Origin of the sequence: Vibrio sp. SCSIO 43135 (genome assembly GCF_023716665.1) — a bacterium.
In the GTDB taxonomy this organism is placed as follows: Bacteria; Pseudomonadota; Gammaproteobacteria; order Enterobacterales; family Vibrionaceae; genus Vibrio; species Vibrio paucivorans.
In genome coordinates this window covers 907145-934076 of record NZ_CP071860.1, presented here as the reverse complement: position 1 = coordinate 934076, position 26932 = coordinate 907145, and the positions used below count along the sequence as shown (strand labels likewise).

Below are 26932 nucleotides of genomic sequence, written 5' to 3'. Positions count from 1 at the left end.
TTTTTCTGTCTAAGAACTGTTAGCACACAGGCGAATGTCGTTAGATATGAGGTATATAATTTGTTGGATTACGAGAAAGATAAGCGCATAAACTTATATGACGACAGGGGTTCTGAACCATTCTTTAATGATCTAGCCAACATGAGCGATTTCGCTTACAGATTAGAAACGTTGATCGCTTCGGGAAATTTGTCATATGAGAGGTCGGATAAGAATCCTGATATATCAAGCATCGTTATGCTGAATGAGTTTAACCAAGACTTCGACGCGATGATTTTCTTCAAGTTAGATGAAAGCGAAAAAATCCATTCAGTATTTGTTGTAACCAAAAATGATATTAATGGTGAGAATCGGACATTCACATATAGTGTTGGGTACTACGTACAGGAAAGTTCAAGAGGGTCTGGTAAGTGCAAAGAACTTGTTAACATCAGTATTGAAGAATTAGAGTCTTTTTTGAGTAACAATGGTCCTAACTACGATATTGGCGCAGATGATAGCTTTAATTATGTACTCGAATCAGTCGTCAGTATAGAAAATGAACCGTCCAATAAGATTGCATCTTCCCTTTTACATGATGGTAGTCCAGTAGTTAAAGCAAAAGAATATCGTTCTCAGGAAGAATCTAATGTTTACAGATTAGAGCTAGAGAATAGATCTGTGTGCTAACAAACTGTTTAAGAGTGATTCGCAACGCGTGGAATTTTTGCTATGCGTTGCGTTTAGTGTTTAAGGTGGTATGTGGAAGCTTCGGTATTGCGTTGCTCACACCTTAATGCGGCGTTAGACGAATACACACATTACTTATAATTAGGTGAAAAAATGGCAGTGAAACATGAGTGGCGTAAGCACGAGAAATCGGTCTATATGCCGAAGAACAAGCCAGAATTGATCAACGTGCCTACTTTTAATTTTATTGCGATTTCTGGACAAGGAAATCCGAATGATGATGATTTCTCTGAGCGTGTAGGTGCTCTATATTCTGTGGCTTACAGTCTCAAAATGGGACTTAAGAAAAGTGAGCACAAACCTGAAGGGTATTGTGATTTCACAGTTTACCCCTTAGAGGGTGTGTGGGACATTACCACTGAAGCGAAAGCAACCTTCGATGGGACTATCAACAAGGATGACCTAGTCTATACGTTAATGATTAGGCAGCCAGATTTTGTTGATAATGCCCTTTTTGAAAAAGTTATAGCTCAAGTTAAAGTAGCGAAGCCATCTAAGCACTTACCTTCGATATCATTCAAAAAAATATCAGAAGGTAGTTGTGTTCAAATGCTTCACTTGGGACGTTTTGAGGATGAGCCAGAGAGTTTTTCGTTAATGGAAGAGTTCGCACAAGCCAACGGACTGACTCGTATTTCGAAAGTGCATCGGGAAATCTATCTATCTGATGCAAGGCGAGTGAGTCCAGAAAAATACAAAACTGTATTGAGGTTTGGAGTGCAATCTTAACCCATCGCCTAACAAAGCATTTAAGAGTGATTCGCAACGCTTGGCAGTTTCGCTTCGCTCAGTATAGCCAAGCGCCGCTCACACCTTAATGCAGCGTTAGGCAACAGTAGGCACTTTTTAAATATCGAGGAATAAATGGGTCATAGCAATAAACCAGAATATATTTTTGATTTAAGCGAAGGTGCTAGTTCCCCACTAGAAGCCTTGTCGTGGTTATCTGTAGTGCCTAGCTGCATCGGTTTCCACGAATCACAGAGACTTCGAAAACCCCTAGGAATATATAATACGTCTTTACAACGTATCTTCTCTAAATTAGATAAATGTTGCGTTAAGCTACAAACGTATTTTGAGCATTCCAATACAATCAATGGACTTGCAACTGCATCAGAACTTCAAGCTGAACTCCTAGATTACATAGAATTATCTTTGTACTCTGCAGCAGAGCACGTAGACGATATTGAAAGTATTGCTTCTGGCTTTTTCTCTTCCACTAAAGAGTGTAAGAAATCACCTCACGTTAAAAAGCTAAACGCTGAAGTTAAAGCGTTAAAGAAATTCATATCATCTGCTGTTAATGCGATTAAGCACCAACAGTCAAGGGTGAGGTTCTATTCAGTTGATATTAGGCATGAACATCGAGTGTTTTGTTTACACGGTTATTTCATTGAAGGTGTAACCAATGGTGTAGTAGGACCCTGTAGTATTCTACATGGGCAGAACAACAAAATTTTTTCTATAACTAGCCTCATTTGGGAAGTAATTTGTTTTGTGCTCAATAGTTCGCGAAGCCTTGCGAAATACTTATCAGAAATTCTTGACGTGGCAGCATCAAAAGATGTGCAAGAATTTCCATTATTAAACAAAGTTGTAAGGGCTGCAGTGAAGTTGCCCTTATATACTTTCGATGACCAACACCCATTTGCAGAAACTCGGCTGATTTTGCGAACAGAGAAACCGGAGGAATTGCACTCTAAATTCTATGGCTCTCTTGGGTGCAAGTGGTCTAACTCAAGTGACCTCGTAATATTACAAGATCAAGTAGGCTATGTTGGTGATGGGGTGACTAAGAGATTCGATATAGCAGCTCCCAAAAATTTGGGACTAACACACTGGACATAGTTGCCTAACAATAAATTTAAGAGTGATTCACAACGCTTGGCGATTTCACTCCAAGCGGGTTTAGTGTTTATGGCACAATGGTTTGGCTAAGGTGTCAGCGTTGTTCACACCTTAATTTGGCGTTATGTGCTTTCGGAGAAAACAATGAAAAAGAGCCTAATCTTAGCCTTAGCTAGTCTTTCGTTTGGCGCCCTTGCTGATGAGGAAGTTATTGATTGCGATACCGCGTTTACAACAATCGAGGTAAATCAGTGTGCCGCTATTGAGCTTGATGCAGCGAAAACTGAGCTAGAGAAATACCTAAAGGCTAGCTTTGACCATAACTCGTTTGACCCAAAGTTAGTCGAAGCGATGAAGCTAGCTCAAACGGACTGGCAAACATATATGTCCTCACATTGTGATTCGGTATATACACAATGGCGTGATGGAACTATTCGTGGTGTCATGGGGATATCTTGCAAAACTAAGCTAACGAAGCAAAGAACGCATGAATTGTGGGAAAGTTTCTTAACTTATATGGACAGCACGCCACCAGTTTTACCAGAACCAAGTTTGTAGTAAGACTTCAACCACGCACATAACAATAAATTTAAGCAGATTCGCAACGTTAGGCATTTTAGGTTTGTTTAATAATTGTTCTATTAGCTTCTTGTTAATTTGTCATTGTAGAGTTGAGCCAAGCTTTTTCCACTCTTCGAATACGCTCCTTTTGCAGTTGAGTTTATAGATCATCAATACTTACATAAATGCTCTGTTCATATTCGCGCTCCTTCGAGATAACCAGCAGTTCAATATTCACAACCTTAATGTCACATCATGTGTTTGAAATAAAACGGAGGAAATCAATTGATAGAACTTAAAACAGTCGGCTTGTTTTTTGTAACGGCAATAGCAGAAATACTGGGCTGTTATTTACCTTACCTCTGGCTAAAGGAAGATAAGTCGGTCTGGTTATTAGTTCCTGCGGCGTTCTTCTTAGCTTTGTTTGCGTGGTTGCTTTCTCTCCATCCAACTGCCGCAGGCCGGGTTTACGCAGCCTACGGTGGCGTTTATATTTTTGTGGCGATTCTGTGGTTGTGGATTGTTGATGGATTTCGTCCCAGTTTATGGGACATAGTTGGTGTTTCTGTATCTATGTTGGGAATGGCAATCATAATGTTTGCACCAAGAGCCACATAACAGTCCAGTTGGCTCTATGCTCTCTAATGACGGTGGCTTGGTTCGGTACTAGTGCCGCCAATTTCTGTTTGTGACTTAAGCTACTATTAAGTCTCACGCAATACTAAGGTTGGAGGACCTATGAAAGCAAAAGGGAAATGTCTATGTGGCTTGGTAGAGCTGGAAGTAGAGTACGCCAGTAAAGAAGTGGCAGCTTGCCATTGTAGTATGTGTAGAAATTGGTCGGGTGGCCCGATGTTAGCGATTGATTGTGCCGATGCAGTTAAGATAACGGGTGAATCTAATGTAGTTAGATATCAATCATCCGATTGGGCGGAAAGAGGTTTTTGCGGTAAGTGCGGTACTCACTTGTTCTACTTTTTAGTACCGAACAATCAATACCACCTTCCTGTTGGGCTATTGGTGTCTGGCGATGACTACAAACTCACTCACCAAATCTTCATTGACGAAAAGCCCGAGTATTACGAATTTAAAAATGAAACTCACGATATGACAGGGGCGGAAGTTTTTGCTCACTTTGAAAGTGGTGAATAAATAATACCTTTGTAGTTACACTGTAACTATGAGCTCATTCTAAATTGGACTTATAGGGTTTGGTATATTGTCGTGGTAGCCTTGTACCCATACGAGGGCGTTAAAGGAAGAACATGATCATAGGACTTAACCATATAACTATTGCTGTTAGAGATTTAGAGCGTTCTTTAAAGTTCTACACCGAAACCTTGGGCTTCGCCGCTCACGTAAAGTGGGATAGTGGAGCCTATCTCTCCGTTGGTGAACTTTGGTTTTGTCTTTCACTCGACGAACCTTGCCCTAAACACGACTACACACATATTGCGTTCGATATCGAATCGAAAGATTTTGAAGCTTTTACAGGGCGTGTGATTTCATCGGGTGTCGAAATCTGGAAAAAGAATAAGAGTGAAGGGCAATCAATTTATCTGCTTGATCCTGATGGGCATAAACTAGAAATACATTCTGGCTCGCTCCAAAGCCGATTAGAGTCGCTAAAAACTAAGCCTTATAACGGCCTTGTTTGGCTTTAATGTTCCTTTCCTTTCAAACTTCCCATTCGCATGTTCACATAAGTCGTTCTCCTTTTATTGAGTACGACTTATGTGTGACTGGCGCATATCTACAACAAAATGATTCCATTCTTTACCAAACTCGCTAGATTAGTAACAACAAAAGGGTTAGAACCTCATAAAACAGTGTTGTGTATCAACACGTTGCCAATGATTTCGTGAGAGGACGTTTTATATTGATTTCATTTCAGCTTACCGCCGACTTAGAGGTTTCTGCCAAACTAACTTTCGAAAATATGGCCCCTTATTACGCCCACTATGGCGTTGATTGGGAATGCTCGAAAATACACGAGCAAATTGTGTCTCTTGAAAACTGGGATGTGCTGTACAACGGTGAAGTGGTTGGTGCTATTCGCTTAGCTTACGATGGCGATGATTGTTGGTTACGTGATTTACAAGTGAGTGGCGAGTATCAAAATAAAGGGATCGGTGCAGCAACGTTGTCTGAAATTGAACGCCTGGCGCACAACAAGGGCTCGCGCCGGTTGTGGTTAAGAGTATTTAAAATCAGCCCTGCACGAAACTTGTACTTAAGATCTGGCTTTTTCATGGATAGAGAAGAAGAACGATTCCACTACATGTGTAAAGAGCTATAGGCAGGAAATTAAACCAGCAATAAAAGACCATAGCTAAGGAGAGCGAATGGATACGGATATCTTTAAAGTTGAAGTGTTAACCAGTGAGCACGTGAAACACGTCACTCAGCTGTGGCGCGATTCAATGAGTGAAGCGCTTGGCATCGAGCCTGTTCATTCTTTTCAGTCTCAAGCCTATTTTCTCGAATACGTTCTTCCCACCGATTATCAGGTTGTAGTAGTTGTTGACTCGCTTACTGCATTACCTGCGGCCTTTATGGCAAGTTCTGATCTTGAAGTAAACCAGTTGTACGTAGCTCCGCAGTACCAAAACCTTGGTATTGGCCGGCATTTATTGAATTTAGCCAAGATGCGTTCAAACGGCTCGCTTATGTTGCGTACATTTGAAGTCAATCTTCGCGCACAAACATTTTATCAGTCCCACGGTTTTGCCATCAGAAGCGGCGATTCGAATAATGAAGAGGGCTTGCCGGATCTGGTTTGCAACTGGAATCGTTAATGCCAGTTTCAGCAACCTTTGAAATTACGCGCGGAGTGTTTGAGCGCTCAAACAAGGAATAGTTATGTCTAAGGAATTAAAAGCATCTTCTTTAAAGGTACAAACGTTTTTGTCTGACCGAGGACAAGACTTTGTTGTCCAACAAATGCCTAGTTCGACAAGAACGGCTAAGGAAGCCGCTGATGCGATAGGGTGCACGGTGTCCCAAATCGCAAAATCGCTGATTTTTAAACACTCGGAAACTGGCGAGCCTGTTTTAGTTGTGGCTTCGGGCACTAACATGGTGTGTTCCAATAAGGTAAAAGACGCAACGGGCATCGTTTTGAAAAAGGCAGACGCAGCATTTGTACGAGACAAAGTTGGTTATGCAATTGGTGGGGTTCCACCTGTCGCGCACAATGAAAAAGTACACACCATTTTAGATAAAGATCTACAGCAATATTCAGAGATATGGGCGGCGGCGGGCACACCTAATTCGGTATTTAAGCTCAACCCTCAACATTTAGGTGAATTGACCGATGGGACATGGATAGATTTGGCGCAATAGATGATGTAAATGGAGATTGCCCCGAAAGGGGCAGTCTTAGCAGCGTCTGAGTAGTAATGAACGTAAATGGCCACCAGAATTAAAGTGATCCATATGCTGAACTCTTCAATTGTTCGATGTGACCACGACTGTGTTTACTGGGCTGAAATTGAACGAATGTTCCAACGAGAATGGCCCGATTTTTTATTTGATGATTACTCTAAGCAATTGCCTAATCCGATCGCTTTTTTCAATCAAGATGCCTTAGTCGCAGCCCTTGCTTATACGTTCTATAAACACCCACTAAAAGATCAACAAGCGCTTTGGGTTAACGCGTTGTACGTAAATCTTAATATGCGTGGAAAAGGTATCGCCAGTAAGCTGATTGAACAGGCTATGGCTGATGCTGCGGGTTCAGGATATAGCCAATTGCTGGCTTATACCGATGTGCCTAATTTGTATGAACATTTGGGCTGGAGCGAAATCGAGGCTAGCTCCGAGCCAAACCACAAAGTCATGGGCATTGACTTAACGCCAAAATATCATAAGCAGAGTGAGCAGAATTCTTATCGGTAACGGACAGTCCGACACTAGCCTTTATACCTAATGCAAACTATCAATAACGAAACGTCATAAGCGATTTAGGTGAAAGGGGTTTTAACTTAGTGAAGTAACCCAATATATTCAAATACGTTCAACGTAATTAACGTCTTACCAATCTCGCTCTTTGCTAATGTTTGTAAAAGCGACATGAGTTTAGACAGCAAAGCACATCGGGTGCGAAATAATAAGAAGGACACACCATGACAAACCAATACACACCACCAAAAGTTTGGGTCAATGAAACAAATGGTGGAAACAAATGGGCTAACATCAATAGCCCGGTATCAGGTGCACGTTTCGATAAAGAACTTCCAGTTGGCGAGCATGCTTTACAACTTTATTCGCTTGGCACACCGAACGGTCAAAAAGTGACTATTATGCTTGAAGAGCTTTTGGCTCAAGGTATCAAAGAAGCTGAATACGATGCGTATTTGATCAACATTGGCGAGGCAGATCAGTTTTCTTCGGGCTTCGTGGGTGTTAACCCAAATTCAAAAATCCCAGCCCTCGTTGATAAATCAGCTGCAGAGCCTGTTAACGTTTTTGAGTCGGCTTCGATCCTTGTCCACTTAGCGGAGAAATTCGATAAGTTTTTACCTAAATCCGGACCAGCTAGAACCCAAGCATTTAACTGGTTGTTCTGGGCACAAGGTTCAGCGCCATTCTTAGGTGGTGGCTTTGGTCACTTCTATGCGTATGCCGATGAGAAGCAAGAATACCCAATTAATCGCTTTGCGATGGAAGCGAAACGTCAATTAGATGTGTTGGACAAGCAGCTTGCGAACAACACGTTTGTTGCGGGTGAAGAATACACCATTGCGGACATGGCGATTTGGCCTTGGTACGGTAACTTAGCGCTTGGAAAGCTGTACGATGCAGCAGAGTTTTTACAGGTTCATGAGTATAAGAACGTGGTTCGTTGGGCTCAAATGATGGCTGAGCGTGAGGGCGTTCAGCGTGGTCGTATTGTCAACCGCGCGTTTGGTGAAGAGTGGGAACAATTGGCCGAGCGTCACAGCGCTGCAGATATCGATGCAGTGCTCGCGAAAGCGCCGAAATAATCTCATTCAACGTCACCAGAGATAACGAAAGAACCCACATGAATGTGGGTTCTTTTTTAGTTAAATAGGCTTGGCATTAAGCAGGAGTGAACGGGTTCGTTGTTGTAATCCAATTCTGTAAGAAGCTTGTCACCTTGAACGGTAATGTTCTTTACGCCCATATGGTGAAGATCGTCGATTGTGTAATGCCAACCATCGATAGTTTGATTGTTCTGACAAGAGGTGTTTTTTGTTTGACCGTAGTTGGTAATGTGCTGATCAACTTGTATGGTTTCAAAGAATTTGGTTTCTTTTATTCGCAAGTGGTTTAAGTAAGCAAAGAACTGCTCTTGTGCGTCGATAGGTACTGAATGTTTCCACAATTCATCATCTTGCTTCGCGCCGCCATGCCAACCTATGAGGCTATCTTTTTTGACTTCGACGTTTTTTCCCGCCGTTAATACATAGTTTGCGCAGGCCGAAAAACAGAGTTTACTGACTACAACGTCCCAATTGTTCTCTTTCACAAAATATCCAAATTCAATCCCTGCTTCCATGTCTCCACCAGGGCTGGTGATTCGAAGCGTATCAATTTTTTGGTCTGACTCTCGAACGATTCTTATCGCTTCCAGTACAGCTCCGCCGGTAATTGCGCCGTCGTAGACTAGAGTATTCCCTGTGATTAAGATTTTTTGCTGCTCGGGAAACCAAACTTCGGTCGTTGCACAGCCAGATAATAGGGCAGCAGTGACAACTAATGAGGCTCTGACCATTGAAAATATTCCTTGCTGTCGAGATAAAGTAACGGATAACTAAGTCATCTTCACACGAGCGGAAGATTTCAAACACGAGTAAACCAGATTGATTCGGCGCTATTCACGGTTTGTTTGTTAACGTTACATTCGTGTATTAGATATGTGCCGCTGTTTGCTACCAGCAATTTTAACGATAGCTCTGACTACATATTTTGATAGTTAGGCCCGCCGCCACCTTCTGGCGGGCGCCAAGTGATGTTTTGCGAAGGATCCTTGATGTCGCAAGTTTTACAATGAACACAGTTAGCTGCGTTAATCTGTAATGCTTTTTGTCCTTCAGTTTCTACGATTTCATAAACCCCAGCAGGGCAGTAACGCTGACTCGGTTCATCGAATGTCGCTAGATGCTGACTAATCGGAATTAAATGGTCTGCTAATACGAGATGACAAGGCTGATTTTCTTCGTGTTGAGCGCCTGATAAGTAAACAGACGACGGTTTATCAAAGCTCAGTTTCCCATCTGGCTTAGGATAAGAAATCGGCTTAGATTCTGAAATGGAATTGAGGCATTGATGATCGCTTTTCGTGTCTGAGGCTGAAAGAGGGAAAGGGCGCGAAAATATCGGTTGCCAAACATTTTGATCCACAACGTTAAGCGCACCGCCTAGTACACTACCAAACTGGTGAATATAAGGGCCAAAGTTTCTTGATTCATTGAGCTCTTCAAACAGCCAAGACGATTCGAAATGTCCCGCGTAATTAGGCTCTGTATAAGCATTACCTGCATTCAGTTCTTCGGCAATCGCTTCAGCGGCGAGAATACCGGACTTCATTGCTGTGTGGCTTCCTTTGATTTTGGCAACGTTAAGCGTGCCAGCATCGCAACCAATGAGTAACCCACCAGGGAACTGCTGTTTAGGAAGTGATGGTAGTCCGCCTTTGGCAATCGCCCGCGCGCCATAGGCAATCCTTTGGGCGGAAGACAGATGCGTTGATATTGCTGGATGATGTTTGAAACGTTGGAACTCGTCGAATGGACTCAGATGGGCATTCGAGTAATTGAGGTCGGTAATAAGGCCGACGGCGATTTGATTATCTTCCATATAATAAAGGAAACCACCACCGGTGGTGCTTGTTTCACTTAAGGGCCACCCAGTTGTGTGAATGACTTGTCCGGCTTGGTGTAGCGCACTCTCTGTATCAAGTTGCCAGATCTCCTTAATGCCTAACGCATAGTGCTGTGGTGCACAGTTAGCGTCTAGGTCAAACTGTTTGATCAGTGCTTTGCCCAAGTGCCCCCGAGCGCCCTCGGCAAACACAGTGTATTTTCCTCGTAGCTCAATACCCGATTCGTAATTTTGCTTTTGGTTTCCTTTCTTATCCAAGCCCATATCGCCCGTGTTAACACCTGTGACTGCACCTTTTGGGTCGAGATTAAAATCGGCTGCAGGAAAGCCAGGAAAGACTTCAACACCAAGTTGCTCTGCCTGTTGTCCAAGCCAGCGACATAAGTTAGCAAGACTAATGACATGGTTGTCGCTAGTGTTAGTCATGAGTTTCGGGGTTAGAAAGTGAGGGACAGAAACGTGGTTGTTTTCAGTCGTCAGGAAGACAAAAGAGTCACTGCTTACAGGTGTAGAAACTGGCGCGCCTAGAGAGCGCCAATCTGGAAACAGTTCTTCTAAGGCGTGAGTTTCAAACACGGCGCCAGACAAGATATGCCCGCCAACTTCGGCCGCTTTATCAACTACGCAGATACTAGTGTTACCTTGAGTTAGCTGTGCGAGTTTACAAGCACAAGATAGACCGGCAGGGCCTGCGCCAACGATAACAACGTCAAACTCCATGCATTCTCTTTCCATTTCTACACTCGCTCTGTTGGTGTTGTAAAGCTGCAAAAACAGTTAAGCCACAACAATAAATATAGTCCAGTTGACGTAAACGTAAACTCAACTAAGCTCATTGGTAATAGCGAAACTCCCTTAAGTCTGGGAGGAAAATAGCTGGTGAAGCAATGAAATCTGTAGAGCTATTCGAAAGGAGGCACTGTGAAAATATTAGTTGCGATTAAACGAGTTATTGATCCTTACGTAAAAATTAGAGTTAAGCCCGATCACTCTGGGGTTGAGTCTAACAACGTTAAAATGTCGATGAATCCATTTTGCGAAATCGCTGTCGAAGAAGCCGTACGGCTTAAAGAAGCTGGCAAAGCTGAAGAAGTGATCGTAGTTTCCGTTGGCGATAATGCGAGCCAAGAGCAACTACGAAATGCCCTAGCACTGGGCGCTGATAGGGCAATTCATGTCCAAGTTCCAGAGCAGAGTTCTCCGTTAACTATTGAGCCCCTTACGGTCGCTAAAGTGCTTAAATCCATAATGGATAATGAACAACCGGGTATTGTGCTTTTAGGCAAACAATCTATAGATTCCGACAACAATCAGGTTGCTCAGATGCTTTCGGCGCTAAGTCGGCGTGGGCAGGCTACATTTGCCTCTAACGTGGATATTTCCGGTGACGCTGTCACGGTGGTTAGGGAAGTCGATGGTGGTTTAGAGACCGTCCAACTCGCCATACCCGCAATTATCAGTACGGATTTAAGGCTAAACGAGCCGAGGTATGCATCGCTCCCTAATATCATGAAAGCTAAGAGAAAGCCGTTAGAGGTTATTACGCCAGAGAGTTTAGGTATTGAGCTAACTAGCAGCCAAGAAGTCCTCGAGGTGATGGCACCACCGAGCAGAAGCGCTGGGATTAAAGTGGATAGCGTAGAGCAATTGGTTGATAAGCTTAAGAACGAAGCTAAGGTGATTTGAGGCCAAATTGGCTGATATAAAATACTTATTACTAAGTTGCTTGTTACGAAAACGTTTGGAGCACAGCGACTTTAATTATTTCGTGTAAGGGAGACAGCGATGAGTGAATCCAACACAAATGTCTTGATTATCGCAGAGCACGACGGGCAATCTTTATCACCCGAAACCTTTAGAACAGTTACGGCATCGAAAGCGTTGTCTGATACTGACAGTAGAAGCGTTTCAGTTTTGGTTTTCGGTGGCAATGATCAAGTTACCGAGCAAGCCAAAACTCTTCCCGAGGTGAGTTGCGTGATAAGCGCAAACCAGCCACAGTTTGAGCATTTACTGGCAGAACCTGTTTCCGAGCTAGTGAACTTACTGCAGCAGGAAAAGAAGTTTACTCATATTCTCGCCGCAGCAACAACGTTCGGAAAAAATCTTTTGCCTAGAGTGGCGGCTCTGCTTGATGTAGGGATGCTTTCCGATGTGATTGACTTTGAATCCAGCGATACAGTGCTAAGGCCAATCTATGCTGGCAACGCACTTGCGAAGATTAAATCTAATGATTCCGTTAAAGTCATTACTGTCCGAGCCTCCGCGTTTGATTTACCAGAAGACATTCCCAGTGGCGAAGCGACTGTAGAGAGCTTCGATGCAGAAATCACTAATGAAGTATCAAAGTACATTAGTGAGCAAAAAGTGAAGTCAGAACGCCCAGAACTACCTGCTGCAAAAGTAGTCGTCTCAGGCGGGCGAGGGCTGGGAAGTAAAGAGAACTTCCAGTTAGTTGAAACTCTGGCCGACAAACTAGGTGGTGCAATAGGGGCGTCGAGAGCGGCTGTAGACGCTGGATTTGTGTCGAATGATTTACAAGTTGGTCAAACAGGTAAGATCGTTGCGCCTGACTTGTATATTGCAGTCGGTATATCCGGTGCGATTCAACACTTGGCTGGAATGAAAGATTCAAAGGTAATTGTTGCGATTAATAGCGATGCTGAAGCGCCTATTTTTGAAATTGCAGACTACGGATTAGTCGGCGACTTATTTGAAGTACTCCCGCAGCTTATTGAAGCGTTAGATTAATCAGCAAGAAGTGAGTGAGGAAAACAGTTGGAAGAAGCTGTTTTCCTTTTTCCGTCTTATCTATTGTCTCTTATCTCTTCTCTTATCTCTTATTAAGGGGTTAAATTAAAACGCCCCATTCACTACTTAGGGAATGGGGCGTTTATCTTATTAGGCCATTGGCTATTTCACGATTTGATTTTAGCTACTGGATTTCTGTAAGTGCTTAACCAGCGCTTTTATGAATCGAGCAGCTTCTCCGCCCGTACAAGCACGATGGTCAAAGGTCATGGATAATGGCATCGCTTTTACAGCGATTGGCTTGTCATTTTTCATGATGACTTTCTCTATGATTCGTCCTGCTCCCACAATCGCGACCTGTGGTGGTGAAACTACTGGCGTCGCATAAATACCAGCAATAGCCCCAAAGTTAGAAAGCGTTATGGTTGCATGCTGCAACTGTTCTCTACCAATTTTGCGTTGGCGAATGCCATCTACCGTGTCGTCTAACCACTGCCTGATGCCTTTTGCACTGTAATCATCGGCGTGACGTAGCACTGGTACATACAGACCATGACTACTGTCTACGGCGATACCAATATTAACGGCTTCGTGTACACAACGAGTCATGGTTTCAGCATCAAACCAAGCGTTTAACGCTGATTCTTGATGGCACGCGTGGATCACAGCTTGGATCAAACGGATAGAGATGTCTTCACCATCACGCCATTTGTCCAAAAGCGCTTCTTCGGTAATCGTTACGTTAGCGACATCGTGATGCGACTCCGCCATGGTGTTCACCATGGTTCTCCTTGCTCCTTTTAATACCTCTGTACCAGGCTTTTGTTTGTCGCACTGCGAGTAAATATCAGCGTCTACAATCAAGCCATCAGGTCCGCTTCCGCTGATCAACTTAAGATCCACACCGAGTTTTTGTGCGAGTAGTCGTGCAGAGGGCATTGCGCTAATCACATCGGCTGGTGGCGTGTTGTGTTGGCTCCCAATCCAGAAATCATCGACTTCAACTTGATGATTTTGCTGCGAAACATTTCCTACAACAGTCGCAGCATCTTGTTTCGTTGCCGAGGCGGTGGATTCAGCTTGCGCTTCGCCTTCTACTTCTTCTATTTCAAGCAGCAGGGCTCCGATATTAATCACATCTCCTTCGTTGCCGTGTCTTCTAACTATTTTCCCACTATAAGGAGCGGGAACCTCAACGACTGCTTTTGCAGTCTCAACCGTTAGAATGACTTGATCGATCTCTACTTCGTCACCGACGTTCACGTGCCATTGGATAATCTCTGAATCTGCTAAGCCTTCTCCTAGATCGGGCAAAGTAAATGTTTTCATTTCCATCCCTCCACAAGCTCTCGCGCTGCGTTCACTATGTCTTGCTCTGTGACTAAGAAATAATCTTCGTTACGGTAGTACGGCATCACGGTGTCCATGCCCGTAACCCGTTTTGGTGGTGCTTTAAGTAGGCACATGGCTTCTTCGGCGGTACGGGTAATGATTTCAGCGCCAACACCACATGTTTTACTCGCTTCGTGAACCACAAGTAAGCGTCCTGTTTTTTCGACGGATTTAAGAATGGTCGCCATATCAATGGGTTTGATACTCGCGAGATCAATCACTTCAACTTCTATGCCTTGTTTTGAAAGAGCTGCAGTGGCTTGCAGCGCTTCGACTACACATGCCCCCCAGGTCACTAAAGTCAGATCTCGGCCTTTGCGTAAGGTAAAACAGGTATCTAAGGGAAGTGCTTGACCGTTATCGACAACATCGGATTTTACGGTTCTATAAATGCGCTTGGGTTCGAAGAACATAACCGGATCGTTACTGCGAATCGACGCGAGCAATAGTCCATATGCACGCTGCGGAGACGATGGAATGACAACTTTAAAGCCAGGAATGTGAGCAAATAAGGCTTCTATACTTTCTGAGTGGTGCTCTGGGGCATGAATTCCACCGCCGAACGGCGCTCGAAACACAGCTGGGCAGGTTAACCGCCCCCGGGTTCGGTTTCGCATTCTAGCTGCATGACACATCAAGTGTTCCATAGCGGGAAATACAAAACCTTGGAACTGGAACTCAGCGATAGGGCGTAAACCTTGCGTCGCCATCCCAACAGTTACGCCGCCTATCAGAGCTTCGGCTAGAGGGGTATCGATGACGCGCCGTAGCCCATATTTTTCTTTGAGCCCAACAGTGGCACGAAACACACCGCCGTTATCACCGACATCTTCTCCTAAAACGACGACATTATTGTCGTGTTCCATTTCATGATGCAATGCTAGGTTTACGGCTTCGACTAAGGTGATTTCACTCATGTTTACCTCCCTGCATGCGCATCGCTTTGTTAATCAACTCGTCTCGTTGACGGTGAAGCTCAGTAGGCATGGATTCGTAAATGAAATCGAACGCCGACTCTGGCGCTTGGGGTGGCATGGTTAAATACCGTTCTACGGCTTGCTGGACAAGTTCTTTGCTGTGTTCAGTCCACTCGACGTCTTGTTCTTCCGACCACTCACCTTGTGCGATGAGGTACTTTTTCAAGCGAGCGATGGGTTCATACTGCCATGCTTGCTGTAATTCATCTTCGCAGCGATATCGGCTGGCGTCATCTGCTGTAGTGTGGTCGCTGAGTCGGTAACTTATTGCTTCGATGAGGGTTGGGCCTTTGCCTTTTCGTGCTCTATCTAATGCTTCCGACACGGTGTCATACATAGCAACAACATCGTTGCCATCTACTGTTATCCCGTGAATTCCAGCGCCTTTGGCTTTTTCTGATAAAAATTCAGCGGCACATTGAAGTGCTCGGGGGACGGAAATTGCCCATTGATTGTTGTTCACGACGAAAACCAACGGAATGTTCCACGCGCCAGCGCAGTTAATCGATTCGAGGAAATCTCCTTTGGAAGTTGCGCCATCTCCGCAAGTAACCAGTGCAGCTTGATGCTGACCTTGAATTTTTAGCGCTGATGCAACACCTACCGCATGTGTACATTGTGTCGCGATAGGAACACAGAAAGGCAGGTCTCTACATTGATGGCTATCGTTATTTCCATCTTGTATGTCCATTGGCCAGAAGTCACTACCACGTTCATCGCCGCCCCAATATTGGAGGTTTTTCTCCATCGGAATTCCACGAGCCCACATAGCGGGTAGATCACGATAGTAAGGAATGAAAACATCGTCTTTATGCAGTGCTCTACCTACTGCGATACCGACGGCCTCGGCTCCTAAATGAGAAGGGTATGTGCCTAGCTTCCCCGTCCTTTGTAGAGCAACAGCTTTGTTGTCATAAGTACGAGTCAGCACCATGTCGCAGTAGAAACTTTTTAACTTTGCAACATTAGCCCAATCGGGAAGTGAATCGACAAGATTACCTTGATTGTCGATATAGCGTTTCATTGGTAATGCCTGAACGTTCATCTCAAGCTCCTTTTGAGTATGCCCGCGGGCTAGCTTCATATGAGCTCGCGACTAACAGGCAAATCGAAACCAACATTCATTTTCTGTTTCGGATGAGTGTGCTGTAGAAACCAACAACACCGCTTTATTTCGCTATTAACTCCGAACTATTTAGTGATGAATCTTGGAGTCACTGTATAAGTTAAGTGTAACTAAAATGTTAAATCCTGCTAAAAATCGAAAGCAAGCAAACAGTAAAGAGGGGCTTACAGTGCTTGTTTTTAGATGAATATTTCAGTTTTTCTTATGGTGAAGAGCAAAATTTGAAAACTTTCACTAGAAGCGACGAAAAATTCGCAATAAACGAGCGGACATTTTTTCTTACTCGGAAGTGAGGGAGTTCAATCGAGTATGACCGAGATCTTAATCTTGTATAAGTGTTCTGCTAGAAGTCTAATTAAATGCTAATTTTATCATTATATTAAGGACTTATTGATCATGTCTTAGTGACTTATTTAGTCAATGAAAGGAGCTCGAAATGGAATTTGATTGGGTCGAATGGTTTGGATACTTAGCGTCATTGGTAGTGCTAGTCTCACTTACAATGACTTCTATCGTCAAACTAAGGGTAATTAACTTTATCGGTTGTTTGCTCTTTGCTGCATTTGCGTATTTCATTGATTCCTATCCCACAATGCTAATGAATCTAGGTATTGCAGGTATTAACGTGTATTACCTTTATGGGCTATACACGGCAAAAGAGCGTTTTAAACTGATTGGCGCTTCTGTTGACTCTGAATACTTCCAACACTTCGTCCAAACCAATCAAGCGGACATTGAGCGCCAAACCGATGTTGGCACTTTAAAGACTGCTGACACTGCCTTTTATATGCTGAGAAATAACAGCATAGCGGGTGTATTAGTCGGTAATTGTAACGATTCAGAAACCCTAGACATACAGCTCGATTTTGTGACACCCGAGTTTCGAGACATGAAAATCGCACATTACTACTATGAGTCACACCCTGATGTGATGAAAGAAAGAGGTATTTCTCAGTTACGTGCGGTAGCGAAAACTGAAGAGCACCGCGAATACTTACTCAAAGTTGGATTCGAAATTGATCAAGACCTTGAAGGTGAACTGCGCTATATAAAAGCACTTTAATTCAACTCGCTAATAGACATTACATAGGAATACATAGCGCATTCGGTGAGGTATACTGGCTTGGTTACAAGTTTGAACAGTAAAGGAATGAGATGAGTAGTATTTTAGAGTGTATACGCACAGTTGGACGAGGTGAAAGGGGGCGTAAACCTTTAACATTTGAACAAGCTTATCGTGTAATGAAGGAATATCTAGCCGGCGAAATGCATGATGACCAAATGGCCATGTTGCTGATGTTGATTCGTGTACAGAATGAAACCAAGCAAGAAATCGCAGGATTTGTTACCGCTTTCCAATCTTTAGTCCCAAATATCGGCGTTGATATTGATTGGCCATGTTATGCGGGAAAACGACCGGCAGCAGGTAAGCCATGGCATGTAATCGCTGCGCGCTTGTTGGCTGACAATGGCTATACTGTTCTTCTTCATGGATACGACGACAAACCCGCAAGCAGAGAACACGCAGAGCACTATCTTGATGCGTTAAATATCCCACTTGCCGACAATGCTGACCATGCTAAAGCGCTCATTTCTGAGCATGGTATCGCTTATTTGCCGCTTGGTCATTTTGCTCCTCAAGCAGAAACGATGATCAGTTGGAAAAGTCGCTATGGCCTGCGAACTCCTATCAATACTGTTGTTCGAGCGCTCAACCCTGGCGGTGGCCGACTAGGGTTACGTGGGAGTTTCCACCCAGGCTTTCAACAACTACACGCTGAAATTGAACATGAAATAGGAGAGGTTGCTCATTCTGTTATCTCTTTTAAAGGCCAATCGGGTGAATCGGAATACAATCCTAAAGTGAGTCAAACAGTTTGGTTGAGTCAACCTGACGGCGTTGAGTCTTACTATTGGGATTCAATTTTCGACGAAGAGCCTTGTTTACCTGCAACTTGCCCACTTGGTACGCCAGAAGAGGAGGCTGTGAACATGGCAAACACTGTCATTTCTACGATGGCGTCAATATTGTTTACCGATTTGAAAGATCGAGAGCAAGCTCACCGTAAAGCAACAGATATTTGGAATACCTACTGTCAGCAGTAATAAACGGGTTCAATAAAAAATCCCGCGATAAGACGCGGGATTTTTTGTATCGATGGGAAATCTAGAGTTACGCTGTAACCATATCACCATGCAACTATGTAGTTATGCGTACTGTGCAACCAGTGATTCCCAAGACTGCCTTTGGTTCTCTAAATTCTTTTTAATTTGCTTATAGCGCACACTCAAGATTGAGTGCTCATACTTTTTAACCAAATCCGCTTTCTTGCTTTCTAGCAATTGCTTTTTCACTTCATAGTATTCGTTCATGCAAGACATAAGTGCTTCGAACTCATTCTGAATATTGCTGTTCAGTAGGTGATAGTTAGGCAAGTGCTGGATTTTACTTTGAGCCGATTTCAACGTCATTTGTGCACGTGTCTTATCAATCTTAAGCTGGGGTGCCTTACGCAGTTTCTTCGCTAAACCCAACCAAGAGGCACATTTAATTAGCCATTTAGTTGGATCGTATTGATACCAAAGAATGCCATTGCGATAGTCATTTTCAAAAATATGGTGGTAGTTGTGGTAGCCCTCGCCAAAGGTAAAGAACGCCAGAATACCGTTGTCACGCGCGGTGTTCTTATCGGTATAAGGCTGGCTGCCCCAGATGTGCGCAAGAGAGTTAATAAAGAAAGTAGTGTGATGGTTTAGCACAAGTCGTACTGCACCAACAATTAGGAACATCCCGATGACATCGCTATAGATAAAACCTAGCCCGATCGGAACACCAAAATTCATTAATAGCGCCAAAGGCACGTAGTATTTATGTTGCCACATAACGATTTCATCTTTTTGTAAATCGCGGCAATTACTGTAATCAGAGTACTTGGCTTTGTTGTAGTGGCGAAGCATCCAGCCAATATGCGAAAACCAAAAACCACGTTTAGCTGAGTAAGGGTCTTTATCGTTATCGTCTACGTGCTTGTGGTGGACACGGTGATCGGAACTCCAGTGCAGTGCGCTATTTTGCAAGGCGAATGCACCGCCCAATGCGAATAGGATTCGAAGGCTCCAATGAGCTTCGTAGGCTTTGTGAGACCATAGGCGGTGGTATCCGGCGGTAATCGATAAGTTGCAGAAAGAAAACGTTAAGATCAGCCAGACTAAGTGCTCTAGTCCGTATCCATTGAAGTAACCGTAAATCGGCGCTGCCACGGTAGCGAGCAGCATGCTTGAAGAAAAGATAAAGATATTCAGCCAAATCAACGGTGGCTTATCTTGGGTGTTCATTGTTGAATTTTCCTTTGAGCTAACAACTGTTCGCTAGAATATCAGCGAACACGTGTAAGTCAAATTGCGATTTTAAAAAATGTGAATAGAATGTTTGGCTTTCTAACTGTAAATGAATAGTATGAATGTTGTAATTCCTCTTACAGGAAGTAATAAGGAACTAAGAATGGAACTTAAAGTAGCTGAATATAGCGATTACGAACGTATCGCGCAGCTTCATGCGCAGAGTTGGCGCACATACTACAATGGAATCCTAGGCGATTCTTTTCTTAAAAACGACGTCCAAGACGACCGTTCGGTAATCTGGCAAACGCGTTTGATCAATCCACCATTCAATCAACATGTGCTACTTATCGAAGAAGGCGGCCTGCTTTGCGGTTTTGTATGCGCATTTGGTAACCACGACTTCGAAAAAGGTACGATTATCGATGCTTTACACATCGACGAGAACTACCGTGGTAGAGGGCTGGGGCAAAAACTTTTAATTGAAATAGCGAATTGGATTGACCAGCACTTTGGTCAATCGGGCGTGTACTTAGAAGTTATGGCAGAAAACAAGCAAGCTGTTGAGTTTTATGACCGAATGGGTGGTAAGAATTCCCTACAAAGGCTTTGGAATGCGCCATGCGGAAATCAAGTACCGGAGTTAGTTTACACGTGGGATTCAGCGGCAGATTTGAAGAAATCGATAATTGAACATCACTCGAATCACTTCGTAACAGATTGAAACAGTTGAGCAAGTTGTCCTGATATTTCTCGGACATTGTAGCAATAGGCATTGATTAAATTGGAATATAGGTTATTCCTATTTAATTTAACGGTCTATTCATGAAAAAAACTCTTCTCCTATCGACGCTAGCCAGTGCAGTTATACTCGCTGGCTGTAGTGACGAACAAAATAAAAACACACCGCCTCTACCGTTAGTCGTTACCCAGCAAGTAACGCCAGTCGAACATAATCAAAGCAAATCTTACATTGGCCGAATTGAAGCTGTTGAAGATACGAACATTACCGCGCAAGTATCTGGATATCTTCAAGAGCGTCACTTCGAAGAGGGGCAAATGGTTGAGAAAGGCGATCTCCTTTACTCCATTGAGCCGTCTTCATTTGAAGCCCAATTAGCAAGTGCCAAAGCTGCTCTCGCTCAGGCTAGTGCAGCCCTTAAGAAAGCAGAGCTGGACTTCAATCGTGGTAAAAACCTATTACCTCGCGGCAGTATTTCACAATCGGAATTCGATGCGTTAACCGCAGCACTTTTGGGCGCTGAAGCAGAATTAGAAGCTGCGAAAGCGCAAATCAAACTTGCTGAAGTTAACCTTTCTTACACTCAAATCCGAGCGCCATTCAGCGGTCGTATCAGTGATAGTAAAGCAAGTAAAGGCGACCTAGTTTCTCCGTCGTCTGGTATTTTGACGACTTTGGTAAGCTTAGACCCTGTTCATACCGCGTTTAGCGTCAGTGAGCGCGAGCGCTTAGCTCTAGGGATGGATCGTATTCAGGGCGATGGTACTTCAGAAGCGCAAGGCGTAGAAGTTCAAGTTGTGCTTGAAAACGGTGAAGAGTTTGCTCACATGGGGCAGTTGGATTTCTTAGGAAACCGTATCGACATCAATACCGGCACTATCGCAATGCGCGCGGTAGTACCAAATCCAGAACAGCAGCTTTTACCTGGTCAACACGTAAAAGTCGAACTACGTGAAAAAGAAACAACGTCAGTTTCTGTTGTTCCTCGCCGTGCAGTGCAAACTGATTTGGAAGGCGATTTCGTTATGGTGCTGACAGAGGGCAATGTAGCAGAGCGCCGAAACGTAGCACTTGGTAAGCAGCTTGATGAAGGGATTATTATTCTAAGCGGCATTGATAGCAAAGACGTGGTGATTACTCAGGGCCTACAACGTATTCGTAATGGTATGCCAGTACGTGTAGAGCAACCTGAATCCGTCGAAGCAGAAAAAGCAGAATAAGGTTCTTAGATGTTAAGTCGTTTCTTTATACAGCGCCCTAAATTTGCGCTGGTAATTTCCATAATACTGACGTTAGCAGGTGCCATCTCTCTTGCTATTCTGCCAGTTGCGGAATACCCAAAAATTAGTCCACCGTCTGTAAGCGTTACTGCTTACTACACTGGCGCGAGTGCGGAAGTGGTAGAGCAAGCCATTGCTGACCCGATAGAAACCTCGGTCAACGGTGTGGAAAACATGATCTACATGTCGTCGAAAAGTGCGAATGATGGTTCTTATAACCTAAACGTTACTTTCGATGTTGGCACCGACCCAGACATGGCACAGGTTAACGTTCAAAACCGCGTATCCCAAATCGAATCGAAACTTCCTCAGGAAGTTCGAATGGTGGGTGTGACGGTTAAAAAACGTTCTCCAGACCTTCTCATGGTTCTTAACTTCTACTCTCCAGACGGAAAGTATGACGATAAGTTCCTGATTAACTACATTAACCTCAACGTGAAAGACCAATTGGCACGTATCAAAGGTATCAGTGAAGTTAACGTAATTGGTGGCGGTGAATACGCGATGCGTGTTTGGCTGGACCCAGAGAAAATGGCCAACTTAAACCTGACTACGACAGATGTTTATGCTGCCCTTGCTGAGCAAAACGTTCAAGTTGCTGCTGGTCGAGTTGGTGCTGCGCCTTACAACAACCCACAAGAGGTCCAATTTAACCTTGTCACAAAAGGGCGATTGGAGTCGGTAAGCGAATTTGAAGATGTTGTATTACGTGCAAATTCAGATGGATCGACGGTTTATCTAAAAGATGTTGCAAGAGTAGAGCTTGGTAAGAAGTTCTACGACGGTAACGGCATGTTCCGTGGTCAGGATGCCTCAATTGTTGCGTTGTCACTTCAGTCGGATGCTAACGCATTAGAAAGTGGTAAGGCAGTGATGGATTTGCTTGATGGGATGAGTAAAAACTTCCCTGAAGGCATGGCGTACGAAACAAGCTATGACACAACCGTTTTCGTCGCTGAGTCAATTAAAGGGGTAGTCAAAACCTTAGTTGAAGCCATTCTATTGGTTATTGCCGTTACATACTTATTCTTAGGTAGCGCACGTGCAACGTTGATTCCTGTGGTTGCAATTCCAGTATCATTGATAGGTACGTTTGCCATTATGCAGGTGACCGGCTTTACCATTAACACGGTAACGCTATTTGGTTTGATTCTTGCCATCGGTATCGTGGTGGATGATGCAATACTGGTGATTGAAAACGTTGATACTACAATGGCGAAAGACCCAACCATTTCTCCTCGTAAAGCAACATTGCTTGCGATGAAGGAAGTAACCGGGCCGATTATCACTTCTACGCTAGTTCTGCTTGCGGTATTCATACCTGTAGCGATGCTACCGGGGATAACCGGGATTATGTATCGCCAGTTCGCGCTGACTATCTGTATTGCAGTTGTTATCTCATCGATCAACGCTCTAACATTGTCACCAGCTCTATGTTCTTTGGTACTAAAACAAGGTGGTGGTAATACTGCTAGCTGGTTTAAGGCATTCAACCGTGGTCTAGAACGTGTAACCGCTGGATACGGCAAGGTAGCCGGTTTCTTGGTGAAAAAATCAGTACTGCTGATCGCTTTCTTCTTAGTAGCGCTTGCGGCAGTGACTTACTTCTCGAAGACGACGTCTACCGCGTTTGTTCCTCAGGAAGATAAAGGCATCTTGCTAGTTAACGTCCAATTACCAGATTCTGCGTCATTGTCTCGTACTGAAGAAGTAACGAATCAGCTAATGGAAATGGTAGAGCAGGAACCTGGAGTAGATGGTGTAACCGTTGCCAATGGATACTCGTTTATGACTGGTGCTGCTGCTTCGAACGGTGCTTCAATGTTTATCAAGTTGCATGACTGGAGTACGCGTAACGGATTCGAAGGTGATCATGCTGCGAACGCAATTGCTCAGCGTATTAACGGTAGAGCTGCAATGGAGCTTCCACAAGCGGTTGTATTTGCGATGGGGCCGCCAGCGGTACCGGGAATGGGTGCAGCATCTGGTTTTGAGTTTGTACTTGAAGATACGCTAGGGCGCAGCCGTACTGATCTTTCATTGGTCATGTCTGACATGATTCAAGAAGCGAACAAGCAACCTGAAATTGCTTACACCTTTAGTACGTTCCGCGCGAATGTACCACACTATTATGTGGACATTGACCGTGAAAAAGCGCAGCAGCTAGGCATACCGCTATCGTCTGTTTTCCAAACGTTGCAGGGCAACTTAGGCTCGTTGTACGTTAACGACTTTACGATGTTTGGTAAGAACTTCCGCGTAACAATGCAGGCGGACAGTGAACACCGAAGCAGTATGGAAGATCTGGAGCGTTTCCACGTTCGTTCTTCATCTGGAGCGATGATCCCACTTAGCACATTGGTAAGCTATGAGCAGGTGTTTGAACCGGACGTAGCGTGGCGTTATAACATGTACCGTAGTGCAATCATTCAAGGTCAGCCAGCGCCAGGTTACTCAAGTGGTGATGCGATTGCGGCTATGGAACGTGTCGCTGCAGAAGTTCTACCGCAGGGTTATCAATACGAGTGGACTGGTATGGCATACCAGGAAGTTTTAGCGGGTAACCAAGCTATATTTGCTTTCGCATTGGCATTGATCTTTATCTACCTGTTCATGGTTGCTCAGTACGAAAGTTGGACAATACCGCTGGCAATCATTCTGGTGGTTCCGGTAGCAACGCTTGGATCTTTCCTCGCATTGAATTTAACGGGTACACCGCTGAACTTGTACGCTCAAATAGGTCTTGTCTTACTCATAGCGCTCGCCGCGAAGAACGCAATTTTGATTGTGGAATTCGCGAAGGTAGAGCGTGAAGAAAAAGATGTACCAATTGATGAAGCAGCAGTGCAGGGTGGTAAGTTACGTTTCCGTGCGGTTAACATGACATCCTGGTCATTTATCCTTGGTATTTTCCCATTGATCTTCGCAGCCGGTGCAGGTCACGTGAGTCAAAACTCACTGGGTATTTCCCTAATTGGTGGTTTGTTGTGTGTACTACTTGCGGGTACGTTCCTCATCCCAGGTTTCTACGCATTCGTACAAAGACGCCGCGAGAAAATCCATGGTGGCAGTACCAAACTTGTGCCACTAGATGATGATTAATTAACAAGAAAATGAAAAGAGGGCCAATTGGCCCTCTTTTTTTACTGAAGTTTTAGGCTGTTAATGTCAACGCCATCACCATCGTATGGATTTACCGCTCCGCTCCCATAGATACCTAACGCATCTTCTACTTTAATTACTGAGACCGCACAGTTTTCGAATCCTTCACCGAAGCTAAACGAGAACGATTGGGCAGACTTGAAGGTCTTAGAACCATTGTCTAGATCATTCGTGAGTAGAGTAAATCCAGAGTTCAACTCCTGATTAGTACAGTGCTGTAGCTTAACCTTAACCATACCTACCTCGTTGTAGGCGGTAGGTGCAACCTCGTTAAGCGATAGCGTCTTACCAAATACTGGACAAGTGGAAATGAAGCCTTGCTCACGTAGTCTCAATACAATATTTCCGCTTTGGCCGAGTGAAAGGTGTAAAGACTCAGAAAGAATGTTTGATTCAATACTGGTATTTGGATCCGCATGGCCAGTATCACTTTCACCTTGTTTCCAAACCATGACCGACTGAGTTAAATCACAGCCAAGTTGTTCAGGTTCTTTATCGCCTAGTAAGCACATCGCTTGTGCATCGCCTTTATGCGGATAGATTTCTTCACATTGCGCTTGACGTGGGTTATTCGCAAATTCGGATACATTCACTGAACGAAGAAGAACAGGGCTACTTCCATCTGGGCCTTCTTTTTGAATCGTCAAAGTTGTATGGAATTTACTGGCGGCAATAAACAAAGTCTCCGTTTTAAAGCCTTGATCGAGTTCTTCATTCGGCTCAACTTCAGTAGATAAATAATTTAACTCTCCGCCAATATTAACGAACAAACTTGGTGATTCTTCCGAAGTATCAGCAAAGGTAATCGCTTTTACGGTGAAGTCACTGTTATCTGCTTGGCGATACGAGTTTCCATTACCTGCTGCTTTAAGAACAATCTTGTCAAAGCCGGAGTCAATGGTTTCAAAACGTTTGGTGTAACTGCCGTTTGCGCTGTCGGAAGCAAAGGTCTGTGTAGAAACCTTGATGCCATTTTTGTAAAACTCAGCAACACCGGCTTCTTTCTCATAGGCATAGAAGTGCTTAAATTCAATTTCAGCGCTGTACGAGATGTTGTCTTTCAGATCGAATGTGAGTGCTTCCGAGACACCTTGGCGATACGCAAAGCGGTAATCAACTTCGTTTGAAAGAGCGAAACCATTACTTACGTGGCTTCTTACTCCAAGGCCAGAGTATGAACGATTGACGAACGCCCAGCCAAGGTGTGCAGAGCCTGGCCATACAAAGCCTTTAGCAGTAACGGTAATACCATCTTTATGTAAATGGTAAAAATTACGTCCGTAGCCAGCAAAGTCGATACGGCCAGTTAATACGCCATCAGCCGATGTCGTATTTGCATCACTCTGATTACGACACCAAGGATGATGCCAGTTACCTGAGCCCCAATGACGATTCAAACCATAAAAATAGTTGAGTAGGTTAGAGTAGTAACTGTAGCCGCCGTGGTGATAATTACGATATGGACCGTATGGGTGGTAGTGACACATGTTGTTGTCTGTTGAATCATCGACAATCGGTTCTACCTGACGGTATTTAACTTCAAACGCATAGATGGCACCGGGTACTGTAGGAATGTAACTCCTCATGCGGTAGTTTTTGTTACTTCCATCTTGATTGCACGATTCAAGCTCTAAGTTGGCAACCTCACCATCTGCTTCTGAAGGTGGAAAATCAGTTGCGGCAGATTGAGCAAAAATAGGTTTACATGCAACATTGTTTCTTAAATCGTATAACGCTTCTTGTCTGCCTTTTTCTGTCTCTTTGTTAGGGTAGGCTGCCCATTCGTCCGGGTACATTGATGACAGTGAAGAGAAGGTCCAACGGATATCAAACTTGATCTCATTATTAGTGGTAAAGAGGTCTTTTACATAATCAGGTAGCATATCTGGATACAGTTCGACCTGTTCATCAAACTCTAAGCCTTCAATGACTCCCCAATTGGCGTCTTGATTACTACCTTGGTAACCATAAACATACGGCTGAGAGGCAGCTTCTTCAGCAGTCGCGTTCATACACAACCCAGCTAAAGCTATGCTTACTGCGATTTTAGTTTTCATTGTTGTCCCTTACTTAAGAACTATTATTCGTGGAATAGACAAGTTCACTGCGTAATCGATTAACGATTCAGTTGCGCAGATTTTGGGACTAATCTCACATCAAATACACCGTACTAGCC

Annotated in this window: 26 protein-coding genes and 1 pseudogene; 19 read left to right on the top strand and 8 right to left on the bottom strand. The window is 44.0% G+C overall.

The genetic code is table 11. The annotated features are described in order from the left end of the window. Window positions 1-141: 141 nt before the first annotated feature. From J4N42_RS18600 to J4N42_RS18580, 4 genes are all read left to right on the top strand, one after another. The gene (locus J4N42_RS18600) at window positions 142-669 is read left to right on the top strand and encodes a hypothetical protein (protein WP_252030904.1); all 528 of its coding nucleotides are present in this window, start codon (window positions 142-144) and stop codon (window positions 667-669) included. A gap of 153 nt (window positions 670-822) precedes the next feature. Next, window positions 823-1458, top strand: a complete 636-nt coding sequence (locus tag J4N42_RS18590; RefSeq protein WP_252030903.1) for a GyrI-like domain-containing protein — start codon at window positions 823-825, stop codon at window positions 1456-1458. A 135-nt stretch (window positions 1459-1593) separates the two neighbouring features. Beyond that, the gene (locus J4N42_RS18585; protein ID WP_252030901.1) at window positions 1594-2577 is read left to right on the top strand and encodes a hypothetical protein; all 984 of its coding nucleotides are present in this window, start codon (window positions 1594-1596) and stop codon (window positions 2575-2577) included. Between the two features lie 144 nt (window positions 2578-2721). Further along, window positions 2722-3135 (top strand): lysozyme inhibitor LprI family protein, encoded by a 414-nt coding sequence (locus J4N42_RS18580; RefSeq protein WP_252030900.1) that lies wholly within the window; start codon window positions 2722-2724, stop codon window positions 3133-3135. A gap of 105 nt (window positions 3136-3240) precedes the next feature. On the opposite strand, the pseudogene J4N42_RS18575 reads toward J4N42_RS18580, so the two are convergent. Further along, window positions 3241-3309 (bottom strand): annotated as a pseudogene (locus J4N42_RS18575) (type II toxin-antitoxin system mRNA interferase toxin, RelE/StbE family); the annotation flags it as partial. 114 nt (window positions 3310-3423) lie between these two features. Here J4N42_RS18575 and J4N42_RS18570 point away from each other — a divergent pair. The 8 genes from J4N42_RS18570 to yghU all read left to right on the top strand — a co-directional run bounded on the left by J4N42_RS18570 (window position 3424) and on the right by yghU (window position 8126). Further along, the gene (locus J4N42_RS18570; RefSeq protein ID WP_252030899.1) at window positions 3424-3756 is read left to right on the top strand and encodes a YnfA family protein; all 333 of its coding nucleotides are present in this window, start codon (window positions 3424-3426) and stop codon (window positions 3754-3756) included. Window positions 3757-3876: 120 nt separating this feature from the next. Then, complete coding sequence (locus tag J4N42_RS18565; RefSeq protein WP_252030898.1) at window positions 3877-4290, top strand: GFA family protein; 414 nt, start codon at window positions 3877-3879, stop codon at window positions 4288-4290. Window positions 4291-4403: 113 nt separating this feature from the next. After that, window positions 4404-4802 (top strand): FosG/FosC2-related fosfomycin resistance glutathione transferase, encoded by a 399-nt coding sequence (gene fos / locus J4N42_RS18560; RefSeq protein ID WP_252030897.1) that lies wholly within the window; start codon window positions 4404-4406, stop codon window positions 4800-4802. A gap of 215 nt (window positions 4803-5017) precedes the next feature. Further along, window positions 5018-5437, top strand: a complete 420-nt coding sequence (locus J4N42_RS18555; protein WP_252030896.1) for a GNAT family N-acetyltransferase — start codon at window positions 5018-5020, stop codon at window positions 5435-5437. Between the two features lie 46 nt (window positions 5438-5483). Further along, entirely contained in the window at window positions 5484-5936 is a 453-nt protein-coding gene (locus tag J4N42_RS18550) for a GNAT family N-acetyltransferase (RefSeq protein WP_252030894.1), read from the top strand. Between the two features lie 64 nt (window positions 5937-6000). After that, on the top strand, window positions 6001-6483 hold the full coding sequence (locus tag J4N42_RS18545) for a YbaK/EbsC family protein (RefSeq protein WP_252030893.1): 483 nt from the start codon (window positions 6001-6003) through the stop codon (window positions 6481-6483). Between the two features lie 66 nt (window positions 6484-6549). After that, window positions 6550-7038, top strand: a complete 489-nt coding sequence (locus tag J4N42_RS18540) for a GNAT family N-acetyltransferase (RefSeq protein WP_252030892.1) — start codon at window positions 6550-6552, stop codon at window positions 7036-7038. Window positions 7039-7265: 227 nt separating this feature from the next. Next, complete coding sequence (gene yghU / locus J4N42_RS18535) at window positions 7266-8126, top strand: glutathione-dependent disulfide-bond oxidoreductase (protein WP_252030891.1); 861 nt, start codon at window positions 7266-7268, stop codon at window positions 8124-8126. A gap of 56 nt (window positions 8127-8182) precedes the next feature. Here yghU and J4N42_RS18530 read toward each other — a convergent pair whose 3' ends face one another. Together J4N42_RS18530 and J4N42_RS18525 are read right to left on the bottom strand one after the other, a co-directional pair. After that, the gene (locus J4N42_RS18530) at window positions 8183-8878 is read right to left on the bottom strand and encodes a hypothetical protein (protein WP_252030890.1); all 696 of its coding nucleotides are present in this window, start codon (window positions 8876-8878) and stop codon (window positions 8183-8185) included. 185 nt (window positions 8879-9063) lie between these two features. Beyond that, on the bottom strand, window positions 9064-10722 hold the full coding sequence (locus J4N42_RS18525; protein ID WP_252030889.1) for an electron transfer flavoprotein-ubiquinone oxidoreductase: 1659 nt from the start codon (window positions 10720-10722) through the stop codon (window positions 9064-9066). A 186-nt stretch (window positions 10723-10908) separates the two neighbouring features. Here J4N42_RS18525 and J4N42_RS18520 point away from each other — a divergent pair, with 186 nt between their 5' ends. Together J4N42_RS18520 and J4N42_RS18515 are read left to right on the top strand one after the other, a co-directional pair. Continuing rightward, window positions 10909-11673: an electron transfer flavoprotein subunit beta/FixA family protein gene (locus tag J4N42_RS18520; protein WP_252030887.1), complete on the top strand. Its 765-nt coding sequence runs from the start codon at window positions 10909-10911 to the stop codon at window positions 11671-11673. Between the two features lie 99 nt (window positions 11674-11772). Then, window positions 11773-12738 carry an electron transfer flavoprotein subunit alpha/FixB family protein gene (locus J4N42_RS18515; protein ID WP_252030886.1) on the top strand — a complete coding sequence of 322 codons (966 nt, stop codon included), beginning with the start codon at window positions 11773-11775 and terminating at the stop codon, window positions 12736-12738. 180 nt (window positions 12739-12918) lie between these two features. Here J4N42_RS18515 and J4N42_RS18510 read toward each other — a convergent pair whose 3' ends face one another. Genes J4N42_RS18510 through pdhA form a run of 3 tightly spaced genes read right to left on the bottom strand, consistent with a single transcriptional unit; the run spans window position 12919 to window position 16152 of the window. Continuing rightward, window positions 12919-14067, bottom strand: coding sequence for a dihydrolipoamide acetyltransferase family protein (locus J4N42_RS18510; RefSeq protein WP_252030885.1), 1149 nt, complete (start codon window positions 14065-14067; stop codon window positions 12919-12921). Then, window positions 14064-15047: an alpha-ketoacid dehydrogenase subunit beta gene (locus tag J4N42_RS18505; RefSeq protein WP_252030884.1), complete on the bottom strand. Its 984-nt coding sequence runs from the start codon at window positions 15045-15047 to the stop codon at window positions 14064-14066. Before J4N42_RS18505 ends, J4N42_RS18510 begins: the two co-directional genes overlap by 4 nt. Further along, complete coding sequence (gene pdhA, locus J4N42_RS18500) at window positions 15040-16152, bottom strand: pyruvate dehydrogenase (acetyl-transferring) E1 component subunit alpha (protein WP_252034206.1); 1113 nt, start codon at window positions 16150-16152, stop codon at window positions 15040-15042. Before pdhA ends, J4N42_RS18505 begins: the two co-directional genes overlap by 8 nt. Window positions 16153-16669: 517 nt before the next feature. Between pdhA and J4N42_RS18495 the strand changes: the two genes are divergently transcribed. Continuing rightward, window positions 16670-17296 carry a hypothetical protein gene (locus J4N42_RS18495; RefSeq protein ID WP_252030883.1) on the top strand — a complete coding sequence of 209 codons (627 nt, stop codon included), beginning with the start codon at window positions 16670-16672 and terminating at the stop codon, window positions 17294-17296. Between the two features lie 92 nt (window positions 17297-17388). Further along, a complete protein-coding gene (locus J4N42_RS18490; protein ID WP_252030882.1) occupies window positions 17389-18339 on the top strand; it encodes a glycosyl transferase family protein in 951 nt (316 codons plus the stop codon). 102 nt (window positions 18340-18441) lie between these two features. Here the strand turns inward: J4N42_RS18490 and J4N42_RS18485 are convergent, their stop codons facing one another. Beyond that, the gene (locus J4N42_RS18485; protein ID WP_252030881.1) at window positions 18442-19569 is read right to left on the bottom strand and encodes an acyl-CoA desaturase; all 1128 of its coding nucleotides are present in this window, start codon (window positions 19567-19569) and stop codon (window positions 18442-18444) included. Between the two features lie 166 nt (window positions 19570-19735). Here J4N42_RS18485 and J4N42_RS18480 point away from each other — a divergent pair, with 166 nt between their 5' ends. From J4N42_RS18480 to vmeZ, 3 genes are all read left to right on the top strand, one after another. After that, complete coding sequence (locus J4N42_RS18480) at window positions 19736-20296, top strand: GNAT family N-acetyltransferase (protein WP_252030879.1); 561 nt, start codon at window positions 19736-19738, stop codon at window positions 20294-20296. Window positions 20297-20397: 101 nt separating this feature from the next. Then, window positions 20398-21534 carry an efflux RND transporter periplasmic adaptor subunit gene (locus J4N42_RS18475; RefSeq protein WP_252030878.1) on the top strand — a complete coding sequence of 379 codons (1137 nt, stop codon included), beginning with the start codon at window positions 20398-20400 and terminating at the stop codon, window positions 21532-21534. A gap of 9 nt (window positions 21535-21543) precedes the next feature. Then, window positions 21544-24696 carry a multidrug efflux RND transporter permease subunit VmeZ gene (vmeZ, locus tag J4N42_RS18470; protein ID WP_252030877.1) on the top strand — a complete coding sequence of 1051 codons (3153 nt, stop codon included), beginning with the start codon at window positions 21544-21546 and terminating at the stop codon, window positions 24694-24696. Window positions 24697-24737: 41 nt separating this feature from the next. Here the strand turns inward: vmeZ and J4N42_RS18465 are convergent, their stop codons facing one another. Then, window positions 24738-26813, bottom strand: a complete 2076-nt coding sequence (locus J4N42_RS18465) for a hypothetical protein (RefSeq protein WP_252030876.1) — start codon at window positions 26811-26813, stop codon at window positions 24738-24740. Window positions 26814-26932 lie beyond the last annotated feature (119 nt).

Bases quoted from the DNA above. Each gene is read 5' to 3' on its own strand.
- J4N42_RS18495 (WP_252030883.1), top strand. From the start codon at position 16,670: ATGGAATTTGATTGGGTCGAATGGTTTGGATACTTAGCGTCATTGGTA.
- J4N42_RS18550 (WP_252030894.1), top strand. From the start codon at position 5,484: ATGGATACGGATATCTTTAAAGTTGAAGTGTTAACCAGTGAGCACGTG.
- J4N42_RS18565 (WP_252030898.1), top strand. From the start codon at position 3,877: ATGAAAGCAAAAGGGAAATGTCTATGTGGCTTGGTAGAGCTGGAAGTA.
- J4N42_RS18505 (WP_252030884.1), bottom strand. From the start codon at position 15,047: ATGAGTGAAATCACCTTAGTCGAAGCCGTAAACCTAGCATTGCATCAT.
- J4N42_RS18485 (WP_252030881.1), bottom strand. From the start codon at position 19,569: ATGAACACCCAAGATAAGCCACCGTTGATTTGGCTGAATATCTTTATC.
- J4N42_RS18530 (WP_252030890.1), bottom strand. From the start codon at position 8,878: ATGGTCAGAGCCTCATTAGTTGTCACTGCTGCCCTATTATCTGGCTGT.
- J4N42_RS18465 (WP_252030876.1), bottom strand. From the start codon at position 26,813: ATGAAAACTAAAATCGCAGTAAGCATAGCTTTAGCTGGGTTGTGTATG.
- fos (WP_252030897.1), top strand. From the start codon at position 4,404: ATGATCATAGGACTTAACCATATAACTATTGCTGTTAGAGATTTAGAG.
- J4N42_RS18580 (WP_252030900.1), top strand. From the start codon at position 2,722: ATGAAAAAGAGCCTAATCTTAGCCTTAGCTAGTCTTTCGTTTGGCGCC.
- J4N42_RS18475 (WP_252030878.1), top strand. From the start codon at position 20,398: ATGAAAAAAACTCTTCTCCTATCGACGCTAGCCAGTGCAGTTATACTC.
- J4N42_RS18490 (WP_252030882.1), top strand. From the start codon at position 17,389: ATGAGTAGTATTTTAGAGTGTATACGCACAGTTGGACGAGGTGAAAGG.
- J4N42_RS18540 (WP_252030892.1), top strand. From the start codon at position 6,550: ATGGCCACCAGAATTAAAGTGATCCATATGCTGAACTCTTCAATTGTT.
- J4N42_RS18585 (WP_252030901.1), top strand. From the start codon at position 1,594: ATGGGTCATAGCAATAAACCAGAATATATTTTTGATTTAAGCGAAGGT.
- pdhA (WP_252034206.1), bottom strand. From the start codon at position 16,152: ATGAACGTTCAGGCATTACCAATGAAACGCTATATCGACAATCAAGGT.
- vmeZ (WP_252030877.1), top strand. From the start codon at position 21,544: ATGTTAAGTCGTTTCTTTATACAGCGCCCTAAATTTGCGCTGGTAATT.
- yghU (WP_252030891.1), top strand. From the start codon at position 7,266: ATGACAAACCAATACACACCACCAAAAGTTTGGGTCAATGAAACAAAT.
- J4N42_RS18590 (WP_252030903.1), top strand. From the start codon at position 823: ATGGCAGTGAAACATGAGTGGCGTAAGCACGAGAAATCGGTCTATATG.
- J4N42_RS18515 (WP_252030886.1), top strand. From the start codon at position 11,773: ATGAGTGAATCCAACACAAATGTCTTGATTATCGCAGAGCACGACGGG.
- J4N42_RS18545 (WP_252030893.1), top strand. From the start codon at position 6,001: ATGTCTAAGGAATTAAAAGCATCTTCTTTAAAGGTACAAACGTTTTTG.
- J4N42_RS18525 (WP_252030889.1), bottom strand. From the start codon at position 10,722: ATGGAAAGAGAATGCATGGAGTTTGACGTTGTTATCGTTGGCGCAGGC.
- J4N42_RS18510 (WP_252030885.1), bottom strand. From the start codon at position 14,067: ATGAAAACATTTACTTTGCCCGATCTAGGAGAAGGCTTAGCAGATTCA.
- J4N42_RS18480 (WP_252030879.1), top strand. From the start codon at position 19,736: ATGGAACTTAAAGTAGCTGAATATAGCGATTACGAACGTATCGCGCAG.
- J4N42_RS18600 (WP_252030904.1), top strand. From the start codon at position 142: ATGAGCGATTTCGCTTACAGATTAGAAACGTTGATCGCTTCGGGAAAT.